The organism is Mycobacterium sp. (genome assembly GCF_040509115.1).
In the GTDB taxonomy this organism is placed as follows: Bacteria; Actinomycetota; Actinomycetes; order Mycobacteriales; family Mycobacteriaceae; genus Mycobacterium.
Genome location: NZ_JBEVLO010000407.1, coordinates 1 through 14,238 on the forward strand (window position 1 = coordinate 1; position 14,238 = coordinate 14,238).

A 14,238-nucleotide genomic window follows, 5' to 3' on the forward strand; every position below is an offset into this window, starting at 1 on the left:
GCGTCGACGAACTCGATCAGACCGCCGGCCAGGGCCTCCATGCTGGTGGGGGCGGCACCGTTGGTCTTACCGTGCCCGATGTTGTCGAAGATGATCACATCGCGGCCAGCTGCCAGCGGATTCAGAAACGCCGGGTCCCAGTGGTCCATGGTGCCGCGGAAGCGCAGCGAGAGGATCAATGGGACGCCAGCGCCCGTTCCGAAGCGCCGGTAGGCGAAGCGCGCGCTGGGCGTTTCCACGTAATGGGTGTCAGCCTGGGAGGAAAGCGTCTGGGTCATGTCCTACGGGTTCCTATTCAGAGCGTCGTGCATGGTGGTGTGTCGGATCTGCGGTGCGCAGGGCTTGGATGGGCGTCCGGGCATGGTTCATGTCGATCTGACCCGGGTGATCGTCGTGGTCGTACGACCGAGCAGCGTGCGCCGTCAACCCGATAGGCGCACCGGAGCGTCGGCCAGGGTGTCCTCGTAGGTGAGGTAGTCGGTGTAGCCGTGTTCGGTTCCGCCCCAAAACGTCGAGCGGTCGTAATGTGTCAAGGGATAACCCATTTGCAACCGGCGGGGCAGGTCGGGGTTGGAGGTGAACAATCTCCCGAAGGCGACCAGATCGGCAGTGCCGGAATCGACCACGGCCTCGGCTCCGGTGGCATCGAAGCCGCCGGCGGCAATGATGGTGCCGTCGAAGCGATTTCGGAGATCAGCAGAGGCCACGGGGTCGGCCTCGTCGACGAGCGTGTCGTTGCCCCGGACCCGAGGCTCGATGACGTGCAGGTAGGCCAGACCCAAGGGGTTGGCGTGCTCGGCGACGTAGCCGAAGGTGTGTTGGGGATCGCTGTCGGACATGTCACCGTAGGTTCCGCTCGGTGATATCCGCAGACCGACGCGGTCGGGACCCCACACGTCGGCCACGGCGTCGAGCACCTCGAACATGAAGCGGGCCCGGTTCTCGACGGGCCCGCCGTAGGCGTCGGTACGGTGGTTGCTGCCGTCCTGCAGGAATTCATCGATCAGGTAACCGTTGGCGCCGTGCACCTCTACCCCATCGAACCCTGCGGCCAGGCCGCGTTCGGCGGCCACACGGTAGTCGTGGACGATCCCCGGTATTTCGTCGATTCCGAGGGCGCGATGGGGGCTGGCCGGTACCCAACCGTCAGCAGTGACGGCGATGAGTTCGGCTGTGGTGTCCACCGAGGGCGCGATGGGGTCCAGCCCGTCGATCATCGAGGAGTGGGCCTGTCGTCCAGGGTGAAACAGCTGCAGGAAGATCAGTCCGCCCTGCGCATGCACGGCGTCGGTGACCTTGCGCCAGCCACCCACGTGCTCGTCGGTGTAGATGCCAGGCGCACCAAGATTGGAACGGGCGCTGCGTGATATCCCCGTTGCCTCGGCGATCAACAGACCGCCCTGGGTCGCGCGTTGCGAATAGAACGTTGCCATCATGTCGCTGGGCGTGTCACTGGGTTGCTCTGACCGCAACCGGGTGGTCGGTGCCAGCACGACTCGGTGTCGGAGGGTGTAGCGGCCAACTCTGACCGGTGTGAAGAGCTTCACGTGTTGTCCTTCGGGATGCAGTGAGGCGCCGCGTCATCGACCGCCTGCTCACACAGCGACTCTGGTCGACCGTCGAGCGGGGTGGTATCCGTCAAATGACTAGTCCGGCGCGTTCACCGAGCGCTGCGTGCAGTTGGTTGCGTCTGGTGATACCGAGCTTGGGGAACACCTTGTAGAGGTGTGCGGCCACGGTGCGGTGCGACAGGTAGATGCGATCGGCGATCTCCCGGTTGGTCATCCCCGCCGACGCCATCTGAGCGATCTGCAGCTCTTGCGCGGTCAACGTGGCTGCACCGGAGGCACTGTCGGCAGCAGGTCGTGGCGCTGAGGTGACCCCCGCGGCGCGGAGCTCATTGGCGGCGCGCTCGGCGAAGGGCACCGCCCCGGCGGTGTCGAAGGCGGTCAACGCAGCCGCAAGGTGTGTGCGGGCATCGACGATGCGGCGCTGACGGCGCAGCCACGTGCCGTAGAGCAGATGCGTGCGCGCTACTTCCAACTCGGCGCCGAGTCCTTCTGCTCCGGCGAGGGAGGCCCTGAAGTGGTGGTCGGCGTCGGTGCTGGATTCGGTGAGCAGTGCGTGGGCGCGGTGGACGAGGAAGCTGTCCATGCCGAGTCTTGCGGCCTGCTCCTCGATTTCGGCCAACATTGGCCGTGCGGCGTCGGGCTGCTCGGCCCCGGCCGCCGCCTCGGCGAGATCGGCGATCACCCAGCGCCGACTGGTGCGGTGCAGTTTCATCTTCAGCAGATGGCCGAGCGCCTCGACGTGGTGGGACTGGCAGAGTGCGGCCAGGCCGGCCGCCCAGTGGACGTCGTCATTCCACAAGATGGTGGGTGCTGGGGCCAGGAAGTGTCGGGCGCGATCTAGGGCCTCACGGGCGCGCTCGGGCTGCCCTTGCCAGACCAGTGCCCGGGCCAGGAAGGCCGCGGCCGATCCCGCGGTCATGGGAAGGTTCATGTCCTCGGCCATGCGCATCGCGGTCTGCGCACTGATCGCTGCCGCCTCGATGTGCCCCTCGGTGAGCAGCATGTGGGCCGCGCCGCGCAGGCCCTCGCATTCGTTGGCCGGCGTGCCCGTTGTGCGGGCTTGATTCTGCACCTGAACCCAACAGCGCAGCGCGCTGTGCCGGTCCAGGACCGCCTCGGCGGCGAAGGCCAGCGACATCAGCAGCAGGGGTTTGTCGGCGACGGAAACGATCAGCTCGGGCAACTGGGTTCGGAGTCGCCACCCGTGTCCGACGTCGTCGACCAGTGCCTCGGCGATCGCGATGTAGGGGTCATGAGGTTCGCCGTCGAGTCGTCGGATCGCCGCCACGATGTCGCGGCGCGGCCGTTCTGCCAATCCGTGCATGCGGCACTCGATCGCCGCAGCCCACACCAATTCTCGCTGTCTGGGGCAGCCGTCTGGGTACTTACCGGACAGTGCCAGTAGCTCGCTGGCTGACTGACCGGGCGTGGCCGCGGTGGCATTCAGCACGAAGCGTGTGATCGCCAGCGGCGTCTCCCCGGCGTGTTGGTCGACGAGGGGTTCGGCCTCCCCAAGGATTCTCAGCGACTCCGCGATCAACCCGGAACTCCGGGCCACCTCGGCGGCAGCCCCTAGCCGTCGGATGCGTTCGATCCTGTCCTCAGTCAGGACCGCCGCCCGCCGCAGCGCCGCCGCAGCTTCGGCACCGGCACCGCGCGCGCGAGCGCGCTCCGCCGCGTGTTCGAGGTCTGAGGCCACCTGTTCGTCCGGTCCGATTGCAGCCTCCGCCCGATGCCAGGCCGCCCTGATCGAATCGGTCGTGGCCGCGGCCAACGCCCGGTGCACCCGCGACCGCGTGGACAGCGCCGCCGAACCATAGACGGTGGAGCGAATCAGCGGATGCCGGATCCGAACTCGTCCGCCGCCGACCGTGACCAGACCCGGTTCCTCGAGCGGCCCCAGATGCTCAGCGAGGCTCAATCCGAGATGAGTTGCGGCGCGGTTTATTTCGCTTACGGAGCCGTCACTAGCGGAGATCAGCAACAGGAGCAGACGACTCTGGTCGGGCAGGGCTCCGAGTTGGGTCATGAACGCCCGTTCGACGCGCCGGCTGGTGGGTAGCGGCTCACCGGCGAAGATCGGTGCGTCGTAACCGTTCTCGCTGAGCGCGGCGGTCAGTTCGATGACTGCCAGCGGGTTGCCGTTGGCTTGTTCGAGAACGCGGTGCCGGGCGTAGGCATCGAGTTCGCGCGGTTTGCGTGATCTGGTCAGCGTGTCGGCGAGAAGGTCGGCAGCGTCGTTGGCGGCCAACGGGCCCACCGAGAGCCGGGGCAGACCGTCGAGGTGCCCAGAGGACCCGTCCAGCGCGGTGCGCACCGCGCACAGCATCATCAGGGGTGCGTTGGTCAGCCGGCGCGCCACGAAGGTCAGCGCCTCCAACGAAGACTGGTCGAGCCATTGAGCGTCGTCGACGACCAGCAGCAGGCGGCGCTTGCTGGCGGCCTCCTCCAACAGGCCGAGAATGGCCAGTCCGATCAGGAGCCGATCCGGCGCGGGCCCGTCCTCCAGCCCGAATGCGGTCATCAGGGCCGCGCGTTGGCGGGCCGGCAGCGCCTTGGCGTGCGCCAGCAGGGGGTGCACGAGCTCGTGCACCCCGGCGAATCCGACTTCGGTGTGACTTTGGAGGCCCGAGCAACCGAGTTGGGCGAATCCATGCGCCTTGGCCCACTCGGTGGCGGCTCCCAGCAGGGTGGACTTGCCGATTCCGGGGTCACCATCGATCACCAAAGCTGCTCCGCTGGCGGAGATCTCCGCGAGAGCGCCCGTGATGACGGCCAATTCAGCCGTCCGCCCGAGAATCACCCCTTTCACGATAGCAGAGCTAGGTTGGCCGAACCAACTCAGATAGAGTGTCGACGTGCACCGCGAATCTTGGTCGGAGGACCCGTGTCCCATCGCGCGCACGATGTCGGTGCTGGGCCGACCGTGGTCCGCGCTCATTGTCCGGGAGGCAATGCTAGGACGGACGCGGTTCTCCGAATTCCGCCAGCAACTCGGTGTGGCGTCCGACGTGCTGAGTGCGCGACTCGACGAACTGGTGACCGCCGGGGTCTTGGAGGAGGACGACTACCAGATGCCCGGCGACCGCAGGCGTACCCAATACGTGCTCACCGACGCCGGGCGCGGCCTGGTCTCGGTGCTGGCGGCGATGGGCCAGTGGGGCCGCATCCACCTCCCCCGGACCGATAGCTGCGATTACCGCTTCGTCGAGGCCGAAACGCATGAACCCGTCATCGCGGGGTTCCACCACCAGGACGGTCGGCCGGTACCTGCGGCAGGGGTGGCGTTGGTGCATCGCGCCGCGACCTAGCTGGGGATGAAGTCGAGTAGGTCGCGTTCCAGCTAGAGCTGATGGTCGCCGGGAATGCCGTGCGATCCCGGCAGAGGTGTCAGCGTGGGCTGGAGCCCGTCGCGAGGTCATGGATCATTCGACTATCGAAACCCGCACGGGAGCCTTGGCCACCGGGCGTCGGCGGCCGCTGAGCAGGCCAATCTCGACGGTAGTCATCTGACGGATACAGCAGCGAACCCCACAGTGCCAGCGTCGGTGGGCAACAGTCCGGCCCACGACACGGAGATCAGACGATGACGACCACCACTCACGGCTCAGCAGCACCAGCGGCGGCAGGGTAGGCGACACCCCATGACCGACCTCCTTCACAAGACACTGCAGGCCTACGGGGGCCTCGCCCGCTGGAACCAACTGGCCTCGGTCACCGCGCACAAGCGCTTCGGCGGCGCGATCTGGGACATCAAACAGGTCCCCGGCGTCGTCGACGTCGGCAACATCACGGTATGGATCAAGGATCAACGCACCTCGCTGCACCCGTTCACCGCGCCCGACCTCAAGACTGCCTACACCCCGCAGCGGGTAGGGATCGAGACTCACGACGGCGACGTCATCGAGGTACTCGATGACCCCCGGGCATCCTTCGCCGGTCATACCCTCGAAACACCCTGGAGCAACCTGCAACTGGCCTACTTCACCGGTTACGCCATGTGGACCTACATGGCCGAACCGTTCAACCTCACCCTTCCCGGCGTGCGCACCGAAGAAGGTGAGCCCTGGACTGAGAACGGCCGGACCTGGCAACGGCTGCACGTAAGTTACCCCGACGCCATCGCCACCCACAGCCCCCACCAGGTGCTCTACATCGACCCGGACGGTCTCATCCAGCGGCGCGACTACCAGGTCGACATTGCCGGTTCCTCGCCTGCGGCGCACTATGTTTCGGACTTCGACCAGATCGACGGCGTGGTAATCCCCCGCACCCGGATGATCTACGTCCGCGACGCCAACAATCATCCCATCCCCGAACAACTGGTCGTGTCCATTGGGCTGACCGACGTCACGCTCGACTGACGAAGGAGATCGACAATGGCAACCTATCGAGCCTTTCAGGTGACCGGGTCACGGAACTTCGCGCTCGTCGAACGCGACGTCGTCGACCCTCCCGCCGGCCAGGTGCGCATTCGCACATCGGCGTGCGGTGTGTGCCACAGCGATCTGCTGGCCGTGGAAGGACAACGCGACGATCCGACACGCCCCGTCGTACCCGGACACGAGGTGGTCGGCGTCATCGACGCCGTCGGAGCCGGAGTGCAGGGGTGGCGGGTCGGGCAGCATGTCGGACTGGGATTCCTTGGTGGTCAATGCAATCAGTGCGAGTTCTGCCGCCGAGGTGACTTCGTCAACTGTACGGACCAACCCCAGCCGGGCACCACTGCCGACGGTGGATACGCCGAAATGGTGTACGCGCGCTCCAGCGGACTCGTACGGATCCCCGACGATGTCGATCCCCTGTCTGCGGCCCCGCTGTTGTGCGCGGGCTTGACCGTGTTCAATGCGCTGCGGGCGGGCAGCGCGCCCCTCAACGCGTTGGTCGCCGTGCAGGGCATCGGCGGCCTCGGCCACCTCGGAATCCAGTATGCCCACAGGATGGGCTTTCGCGTCGCTGCCATTGCGCGAGGAACCGACAAGGCCGCCCTGGCAGCCGATCTCGGCGCCGATCACTTCATCGACAGTGCCGTGATGGATCCGGGGTCGGCTCTGACGGCACTAGGGGGCGCGGCGGCCATCGTCGCCACGGCGGCGAGCGGCACGTCGATGAGCCCCCTGCTGACCGGGCTTGCACCACGCGGACGATTGGTGGTGGTCGGTGCTGCCCCGGATCCGATAGAGGTTGCGACGTCGGACTTGATCTTCGGCGGCCGCAGTATCGTGGGCAGCCTGACCGGATCGGCGATCGACAACGAGGACAATCTGGCCTTCAGCGTGGCCCATCAGATCACGCCGATGATCGAACCGATGCCCTTCGAGGAGGCACCGAAAGCGTACGAACACATGATGTCTGGCCGCGCGCGTTTTCGCGTCGTGCTCGACGTCGACGGTAGCCGCGGACCGGCAGCCGGCGCGGCCGACGATCAGAAAGCCGGGACGATCACTTCACCTGTCGCGCAGCCAGATTGATCAAGCAGCCAACCGATGCGCTTGCGGGTGGTCAATGCGACCGCACTGTCGAGTAAACGCAGGGCCGGCTCGGCTTCGGTCACGCTCTTCTCGATCCGCAGCAGGTCGTGCACGGATCGAGTCCACGCGATGAACATGAAGTTCGACTCACCGGTGGTCGAGAAGCAACCTCGGATTTCCGGGATGTCCCGGAGGAACTGCACGGTGTCGCTGACATGAGTGGAATCCAGCCGGCAGAACCAGGTACAGCAGATCGGCCAACGTGAGCTCTCCTGCGATACCTCGCAGCGAAACCTCATGATACCGGAGGCATTCAGACGGGCGACCTGTCGTCGCACCGTCGCCGGCCTGCGGCCGGTCAACCGGGCCAGGTCGGCGAAACTGAGGCGGCCATCATGGGCCAGCAGGTCGACGAGTTCGTCGTCGGCCGCCTCGGTCGGCCGCACAACAGTGGGATCGGCTGCCTCGCTTCGAGTTACAGCCAGTGTCTGGGTGCGGCTCAGCGCGTCCAGACGCCAATCGCTGGCCTCCAGGTGGATCTCGGTGACCAGGCTGGTGCGGTGTCGCAGGATGCCGTCTACCTGCAGACGCGTCAGGACGAGGTTCGACAACGTGGCCCAATCACGGGCCACCACCATGAGCAGCAGATCTCGCCCGCGAGCCGAGATCTCTATTGAGATGATCTCCGGCACAGAGCACAACGCCTCCACCACCTCGCCGCGGCGCGTGGGCAGACAGTCCACCTCGACGAAGGCCATCTGGGTGCTGGGCGCGCGGACGATGGGATGCACTGTCACCCATGCCAGTCCAGCGGCGCGCAGCCGAGCCCAGCGGGCCGCCAGTGCCGCGGGCGATCGTTGCAACACCTCTCCGAGAGCAGTCCACGACGCCCGAGGACGGATCTGGAGCGCATGCAGCAGCGACAGATCTTCTTCTGAGAGAGCGGGTGGTTGCATGAAAGCCTTCTTCAGGAGGTGGAATATGCACGGATCTGCTGATCCGACGGTTCGACATCGATTGTTTCTACGGTGTACTTCATCCGTCAATAGCGCTCTGGATCGACTCGCACCCAGGAGAACCACCACCACCATGGCCACCAAACTCAGTTCCTTGCGATGGATCGAGGATCTCGTCGCGATCGACACGATCAGCTGTCACTCCAACCTGCCCTTGATCGAGCTGGTCGCCGGTCGGCTCGAGGACGCCGGGATCGCGACCACCGTTCGACTCAACAAGTCAGCCGACAAGGCGAACCTGATCGCGACAATTCCGGCGTCCTCCGGATCAACAGCCGGCGGACTGGTGCTGTCCGGCCATACCGATGTCGTCCCGGTCGACGGTCAGGACTGGGGCAGCGACCCGTTCACCATCTCGGTGCGCGACGAACGGATCTACGGGCGAGGCACCGCGGATATGAAGGGCTTCATCGGCGTCGCGCTGGCGATGGTCCCGCGCATGCTGCAGGTCCAGCTGAGCGAGCCCATCCACTTCGCGTTGTCTTACGACGAAGAGGTGGGATTGCTTGGTGGAGCGCAGATGATCGACGACTTCCGAGACCTCGGACTGACGCCGCGGCTGTGTGTCGTCGGCGAGCCCACCGGGATGCAGGTGATCGGCGCCCACAAGAGTTTCGGCCTGGTGACCATCACCGTGCGTGGACGCGACGGCCATTCCTCCCTAGCTCCGAACCTCGTCAGCGCGGCGTTCTACGGCGCCCAGATGGTCGCGTTCATCCAGGAGTTGGCGGAGGAGTTCGAGTTCAATGGACCGGTCGACCACGCGTATGACATTCCGTTCAGCACCATCAGCGTCAACGAGATCACCAGCGGAAGCTCCGGCAACACGGTGCCGTCGCACTGTCACATTCGGGTAGATCTCCGCACCATTCCGCAGGTCGATCCGCAGGAAGTCCTCGGCAGAATCCGGCAACAGGCAAACCTCCTTCAAGCGAGCATGCAGGCTCAGGATCCCGGCACCGGCATCGAGATCACCACTATCGGGCTCGCCCCGGGCCTAGAGTCGTCGAACGACTCACCGCTGGTGGCCACTCTGGCTGCTGCCGGGGTGACCGCCGAGGGCAACAAGATGGCGTACGGAACCGAGGCCGGGTTCTTCCATGCATTCGGCATTGACACGGTCGTGTGCGGTCCGGGAAACATCGCGCAGGCGCATATCGCCGACGAGTACGTGGAGATCGACCAGATCCGTGAGTGCGAACGCGTCCTGAGCGCACTCGTCAACACTCTCTGTGAGGTATGAAAAAAATGTCCACCTCGGAAACGGCCCAGTCAGTGCCCGAACCCATGACGTCGGCGCAGCGTGCGCGGGCCAGACGGGCGGTCACCGCCGCCTCCATCGGGAATGCGCTCGAGTGGTACGACATCATGATCTACGGCTATTTCGCTGCGGTGATCAGCCGGCTCTTCTTCCCGAACGAGAGCGAATTCGTAGGACTCGTATTGACCTTTGGCACGTTCGCGATCTCCTATCTGGTCCGCCCCGTCGGAGCGATCGTGATCGGGGGGATCGGCGACAAACGGGGCCGAAAGATCGCACTGAACTTGACGATTCTGATCATGTTCGTCGGTACCTTCCTGCTGACCCTGGCCCCCACCCACGAACAGATCGGGCCGGCCGCAGCAGTGCTCGTATTGTTCGCCCGCCTGTTGCAGGGTTTCTCGGCCGGCGGCGAGTTCGGTTCGGCGACCACGTTCCTCACCGAGAGCGCCGCACAGCGCAAGGCGTACTACGCCAGTTGGCAGACTGCCACCCAGGGCGCATCACTGCTGCTGGCCGCCGCAGTCAGCTTCGCCGTGACCGCCTCCCTGACTGACGCGCAGCTCGATTCGTGGGGGTGGCGGGTGGCATTCGGGGTGGGACTGCTGATCGGTCCCGTCGGGCTCTACATCAGATCCAAGATGGACGACACCCCGGAGTTCGCCGCCGCTGAGGTGCTCGATTCGCCCATCCGAACCACTCTGCGCGACAACCTCGGCCGGGTCCTCACCGCCGCTGGATGTGTTGGCACCGCTACGATCAGCATGTATCTGTTGCTGTACATGCCAACCTTCGCCATCCGCAATATGGGGTTGCCGGCGTATTCCGGGTACGTGGGCGGAATCATCGGTGGCCTGACGGTGCTGACCTTCGCTCCGCACATCGGCAAACTCGCCGATCGGTACGGATGCGTGACCGTGATGCGACGGGCGGCCGGCGCTGGAGCGATCTGCGGCGCACCTCTTTTCATCCTGCTCGAACGGTCGCCGAACGTCCTGACATTGACTCTGGTACAGGCGGTGCTGGGCGTCGTGCTGGCGTTCTACTTCGCGCCGCTGCCCGCGTTGCTGAGTTCGATGTTCCCGACGACCATCCGCACGACTGGTGTGTCGGTGGCCTACAACATCGGGGTGCTGCTCTTTGGGGGGACGGCACCGATCGTTTTCGCCGCTCTCGTCGAGGGCACGGGTTCACTGATCTCGCCGAGCTATTTCTACATCGTCGTATGCGTGATCTCAGTGTGTTCGTTAGCATTGGCGCGCAATCGATTTGCGCAACGCTGACGGTTCAGCGGGCGGTGCTGGCGGGCAAGTCAGGCAGCGCGACGTCAAGCCATTAACACCGTCGATGCGGGCTCCGGATGGCCGAACAACCGATCGCCACGTCTCGGAATGAGTTGGCGATGGCCAATCGTGCGTATCGGCGGCAGGGATTGGACGGCGGTGACGGGCCCATCGTGCCCGTGTGCGGAGAGTCTCCGGTGGCGTCGGAACGCTGGCAAGACCCCTAGAGCCGCTGGCCGAAGGCGGTCCACCTGTCACTTGTCGCGTCGGATCCTGGGCATTTACTCTTGATCAGGAGGTAACCCCGGCCCTTCGAGGAGGTATCATGCGATCGGTGGCAGGGACGCGCGAGTGGGAGCAATTCCAATCAGGGTCGCCGGCGGCTCCGCGCTCCGAGATTTTAGACTCCTGGAGACGTTCCCGCCAGAACGGCATCGATCCGGACCGCCTCGAACTCAGCCACACAGACATCGACGACGACGCACCCGTGGTACGCATCGGTGTCCAGGTGCTCCGCAAGATGGCGGATCTATCGGTGGGGAACTCAACGTCGCTGGCCCTCGCCGATGGTGACGGCACGGTTACCTGGCGGTGGGACTCCGAACGCGCAGTAGCCCGTTGTCTGGACCACGTGGACTTCGGGCCTGGGTCCAAGGTCAGCGAGCCCTCAGCAGGCACTAACGGCATCGGCCTTGCCAACGCCAACAACAAAGTTTCACTGGTGGTGGGTGCGGAGCATTTCAAACAGCCATGGCATACCTGGGCCTGCGCCGCGGCCCCCATACTGCATCCGATCACACGCCGCATCGTTGGATACGTCAACTTGGCCTGTCGTGCCGACGAGGCGAACCATCTACTGGTGGTGGCGGTGCGCGCATTGGTGAGCGGTGTCGAAACGGCGATGGGTGAAGCCGCGAGCGCCCGGCAGCGACGAATGCTCGACGCGCATCTGTCGCTGAGCGCCTCCGCTCCTGGCGCGGTAGTTACCGTGGACAGGCACACCATGATCGTCGCGGATTCGGCGTCTGACCTCAACTTGGACCGAGCCGAGTTGTGGGATCGGGTACAGGAATCTGGTTTCGGCGCAACTGAATTGGCGATCAGCCCCGAGTTGAGCGCTCGGGTGTATCCGGTCTCGCCTGGTCGCCCAGACGACGGGGCAACGCTCGTCATCCATCGAGGCGTTCCGCGAAACCTAATGGCGGCCATTCCCCCACCGCCGCTCAATCTCACCCCGCTAGAGGCGGCTGAACGCCGCGTCATCGCCAATGCCCTAGCTGAGGCAGGTAACAACAAGACTGAGGCCGCACAACAACTCGGACTGTCCCGCGGCACGCTTTACAGTCGGATGCGGCGCTACCACCTTGCGTAAGGCCCGCAACGCTGCTCTTGGGGTTGAGACCCGGTCCGCTCCGCTGGCCGCCCCGGCAGGTCTGTCAGGACTCGTCGCTAGCTAGCGGCGACGTCGTAGGCTTAGGCGTTCAAGACATTTCGCGGCGGATCGACGATCGCCAAGGCTGTGGATCTCGTGCGATCTAGTAGAGCCGGGCGAGCGCGGTGTCGGCGTCGAAACCGTTGAATGCGTCCAGCGTGTCGTTGGCGAGACGGTTGACCCACGTGTGGTCCGCGAGGAGGGCGCGGCCGACGGCAATGATGTCGAAGTGCCCTTGGTGAAACTCGTCGAGCAGCTGGCAGACAGGAGCGGGTGGGATGGGGTCGGCCTTGTCCAGCCGGAATTTGAACTCGGTGTCCAAGCCGACGGAGCCGACGGTTACCACCGGTAGACCGGTGAGTTTCTTCGTCCACCCGGCCATACTCAGACGGGGGTCATCATCGGGGAAGGCAGGCAGGTAGTGACGCCGCGTTGAAGGATGGAAGAGGTTGACTCCGGCCTCGGCAAGAGGAGTGAGTACAGCTTCCAACTCGCTGGGCGTAGCGGCAAGCTGAGCATCGTAGCGATTGATCTTCCACTGAGAGAAGCGGAAGGCGATCGGAAAGCGTGGCCCCACGGCATCACGCACTGCAGTGATCACCTCGGCCGGGAATCTGGTGCGAGCGGCCAGACTCCCGCCGTACCCATCGGTGCGATGATTCGTGTGCTCCCAAAGGAACTGGTCGAGCAGATAACCGTGGCCGCCATGAATCTCCACGGCGTCAAACCCGGCGTCTTGGGCATTGCGGGCGGCCTGGGCATAGATCTGGACGACGTCCTGCAGTTCGTCGGTCCGCAGGGCACGGCCCACCCGACGACCGGAAACGTCTATGCCAGAGGGGCTCACGGGTTCATGGCCCTGCCGGTCACCTTCGATGACATCATGCTGTGAACCCTCGTGCCACAGTTGGGCAGCGATGGCGCCACCTTGAGCATGTACGGCCTCGGTGACGGTCCGCCAGCTGCGAAGAACGTGGTCGCCGTCGATGAGCGGAACACTATCGGGTCCAGCGGCGGGGTGGGGCACCCGGATTCCTTCAGTGATGATCAAGGCCGCGCCCCCGGCGGCGCGGCGCGCATAGTAGGCAGCGACGTCAGGCCCGGGAACTCCCTCCGGCGAGGCGAACCGTGTCATGGGAGCCATCGCGAACCGGTTGCCTAGGGTCATCGAGCCGACGGTCAGCGGCGTGAATAGGGCCTGCAGCCGCGGGTCGTCCACCATGGTCATGTCGTCTCCTTCAAAAGCGTCGTCGTCCGGGTGCGTCGCATGGCGGGCACCAGCTCCGTGGGTTCGCAGGCGACCTACGGCGGCATCTGCCTCGCCCGGTTGATGCACTACGTGGTCGGTGCCGTACCGGTGCCGGTACAACTCCGGCATTCGGTACTGCTCGTTGGTAATTCGATTGTGCCCATCGGCATGACCAGTCGCGTGGGCGTCGTTCAAAATTTGAACGACGCGCAAGGTGCGAGTGCCGATCGGTGAGCGGGCTGAGCCTCGGCGGGCACTCCGATCGCGTGGAGGGCTAGCTGCGTTGACCCGACACACGGACATCCCACGTTTGCGCGAGCACGTCGGCACTCAAACGTTCAAAGTTTGAACACGACTGGGAGCTCGGCTCATCACGTCCGCCACCATGGTGCCAGCGGGTGATCTCCGACACGTAGATCACCGACCGATGGGAAAGGACCGCTGAAAGATGGAGCATCAAGTGACCTGGGAAGGCGACGTCACTCGTGTTCGGCCGGAAAAAGAGGTTCGAGCAAAGCAGGACGTTCAAGCGCTCTTCGGCGTCAACGGGGTCAGCACACCCTCGAAGCATTTGTCTTTGCTGGTGACCGCGCTGCGCCCTGGCGAGAAGTCGAATGCCCACTACCACCTCGAGCACGAATCGGCGCTTTACGGGATCAAGGGCAGCGTGCACTTCTTCTGGGGCGCCGAGCTCGAACACGAGCTCATTCTCGGCGAGGGCGACTTCTGCTACATTCCGCCGTTTTGCCCACACGTGTCCTACAACCGCAGTCACACCATCGACGCGGCCTTCGTAACAGCACGAACCGACGCATTCGAGCAAGAGCGCGTCGTAGTGCTACCCGAACTCGACGACGACCGTTGCAAGGATCGCGTCTCCTACGTCGACTGACAGGACTCCGTTTATGTTGAACGTACCCGTGCTGATCGCCGGCGGGGGGCCAGCAGGAATGAG

13 protein-coding genes are annotated in these 14,238 nt (G+C 64.9%); 8 read left to right on the top strand and 5 right to left on the bottom strand.

The genetic code is table 11. The features are described 5' to 3' along the window. From ABW137_RS28095 to ABW137_RS28105, 3 genes are all read right to left on the bottom strand, one after another. Positions 1-278: alpha/beta fold hydrolase (locus ABW137_RS28095; protein WP_526404886.1), on the bottom strand; the 278-nt coding region annotated here is incomplete at its 3' end. A 144-nt stretch (positions 279-422) separates the two neighbouring features. Next, a complete protein-coding gene (locus ABW137_RS28100) occupies positions 423-1,547 on the bottom strand; it encodes an alkene reductase (protein WP_526404888.1) in 1,125 nt (374 codons plus the stop codon). 91 nt (positions 1,548-1,638) lie between these two features. Then, positions 1,639-4,374 carry an AAA family ATPase gene (locus ABW137_RS28105; protein WP_526404890.1) on the bottom strand — a complete coding sequence of 912 codons (2,736 nt, stop codon included), beginning with the start codon at positions 4,372-4,374 and terminating at the stop codon, positions 1,639-1,641. Between the two features lie 55 nt (positions 4,375-4,429). Here ABW137_RS28105 and ABW137_RS28110 point away from each other — a divergent pair, with 55 nt between their 5' ends. The 3 genes from ABW137_RS28110 (at position 4,430) to ABW137_RS28120 (ending at position 7,042) form a co-directional block, all read left to right on the top strand. After that, complete coding sequence (locus ABW137_RS28110) at positions 4,430-4,882, top strand: winged helix-turn-helix transcriptional regulator (protein WP_526404891.1); 453 nt, start codon at positions 4,430-4,432, stop codon at positions 4,880-4,882. Between the two features lie 333 nt (positions 4,883-5,215). Beyond that, positions 5,216-5,935 carry a hypothetical protein gene (locus ABW137_RS28115; RefSeq protein ID WP_526404893.1) on the top strand — a complete coding sequence of 240 codons (720 nt, stop codon included), beginning with the start codon at positions 5,216-5,218 and terminating at the stop codon, positions 5,933-5,935. Positions 5,936-5,950: 15 nt separating this feature from the next. After that, on the top strand, positions 5,951-7,042 hold the full coding sequence (locus ABW137_RS28120) for an alcohol dehydrogenase catalytic domain-containing protein (protein WP_526404895.1): 1,092 nt from the start codon (positions 5,951-5,953) through the stop codon (positions 7,040-7,042). Here the strand turns inward: ABW137_RS28120 and ABW137_RS28125 are convergent. After that, positions 6,997-8,133 (bottom strand): Lrp/AsnC family transcriptional regulator, encoded by a 1,137-nt coding sequence (locus ABW137_RS28125; RefSeq protein ID WP_526404909.1) that lies wholly within the window; start codon positions 8,131-8,133, stop codon positions 6,997-6,999. The genes ABW137_RS28120 and ABW137_RS28125 overlap by 46 nt on opposite strands. Here ABW137_RS28125 and argE point away from each other — a divergent pair. The 3 genes from argE (at position 8,132) to ABW137_RS28140 (ending at position 11,974) form a co-directional block, all read left to right on the top strand. After that, the gene (gene argE, locus ABW137_RS28130) at positions 8,132-9,301 is read left to right on the top strand and encodes an acetylornithine deacetylase (protein WP_526404897.1); all 1,170 of its coding nucleotides are present in this window, start codon (positions 8,132-8,134) and stop codon (positions 9,299-9,301) included. The genes ABW137_RS28125 and argE overlap by 2 nt on opposite strands. 5 nt (positions 9,302-9,306) lie before the next feature. Then, positions 9,307-10,602, top strand: a complete 1,296-nt coding sequence (locus ABW137_RS28135; RefSeq protein ID WP_526404899.1) for an MFS transporter — start codon at positions 9,307-9,309, stop codon at positions 10,600-10,602. A 325-nt stretch (positions 10,603-10,927) separates the two neighbouring features. Continuing rightward, positions 10,928-11,974: a helix-turn-helix domain-containing protein gene (locus ABW137_RS28140; RefSeq protein ID WP_526404901.1), complete on the top strand. Its 1,047-nt coding sequence runs from the start codon at positions 10,928-10,930 to the stop codon at positions 11,972-11,974. A gap of 163 nt (positions 11,975-12,137) precedes the next feature. Here the strand turns inward: ABW137_RS28140 and ABW137_RS28145 are convergent, their stop codons facing one another. Further along, positions 12,138-13,262, bottom strand: coding sequence for an oxidoreductase (locus tag ABW137_RS28145; RefSeq protein ID WP_526404903.1), 1,125 nt, complete (start codon positions 13,260-13,262; stop codon positions 12,138-12,140). A gap of 39 nt (positions 13,263-13,301) precedes the next feature. On the opposite strand from ABW137_RS28145, the gene ABW137_RS28150 reads away from it, so the two are divergent. Together ABW137_RS28150 and ABW137_RS28155 are read left to right on the top strand one after the other, a co-directional pair. After that, positions 13,302-13,517 carry a hypothetical protein gene (locus ABW137_RS28150; RefSeq protein ID WP_526404905.1) on the top strand — a complete coding sequence of 72 codons (216 nt, stop codon included), beginning with the start codon at positions 13,302-13,304 and terminating at the stop codon, positions 13,515-13,517. Positions 13,518-13,731: 214 nt separating this feature from the next. Then, on the top strand, positions 13,732-14,175 hold the full coding sequence (locus tag ABW137_RS28155; protein WP_526404907.1) for a cupin domain-containing protein: 444 nt from the start codon (positions 13,732-13,734) through the stop codon (positions 14,173-14,175). Positions 14,176-14,238 lie beyond the last annotated feature (63 nt).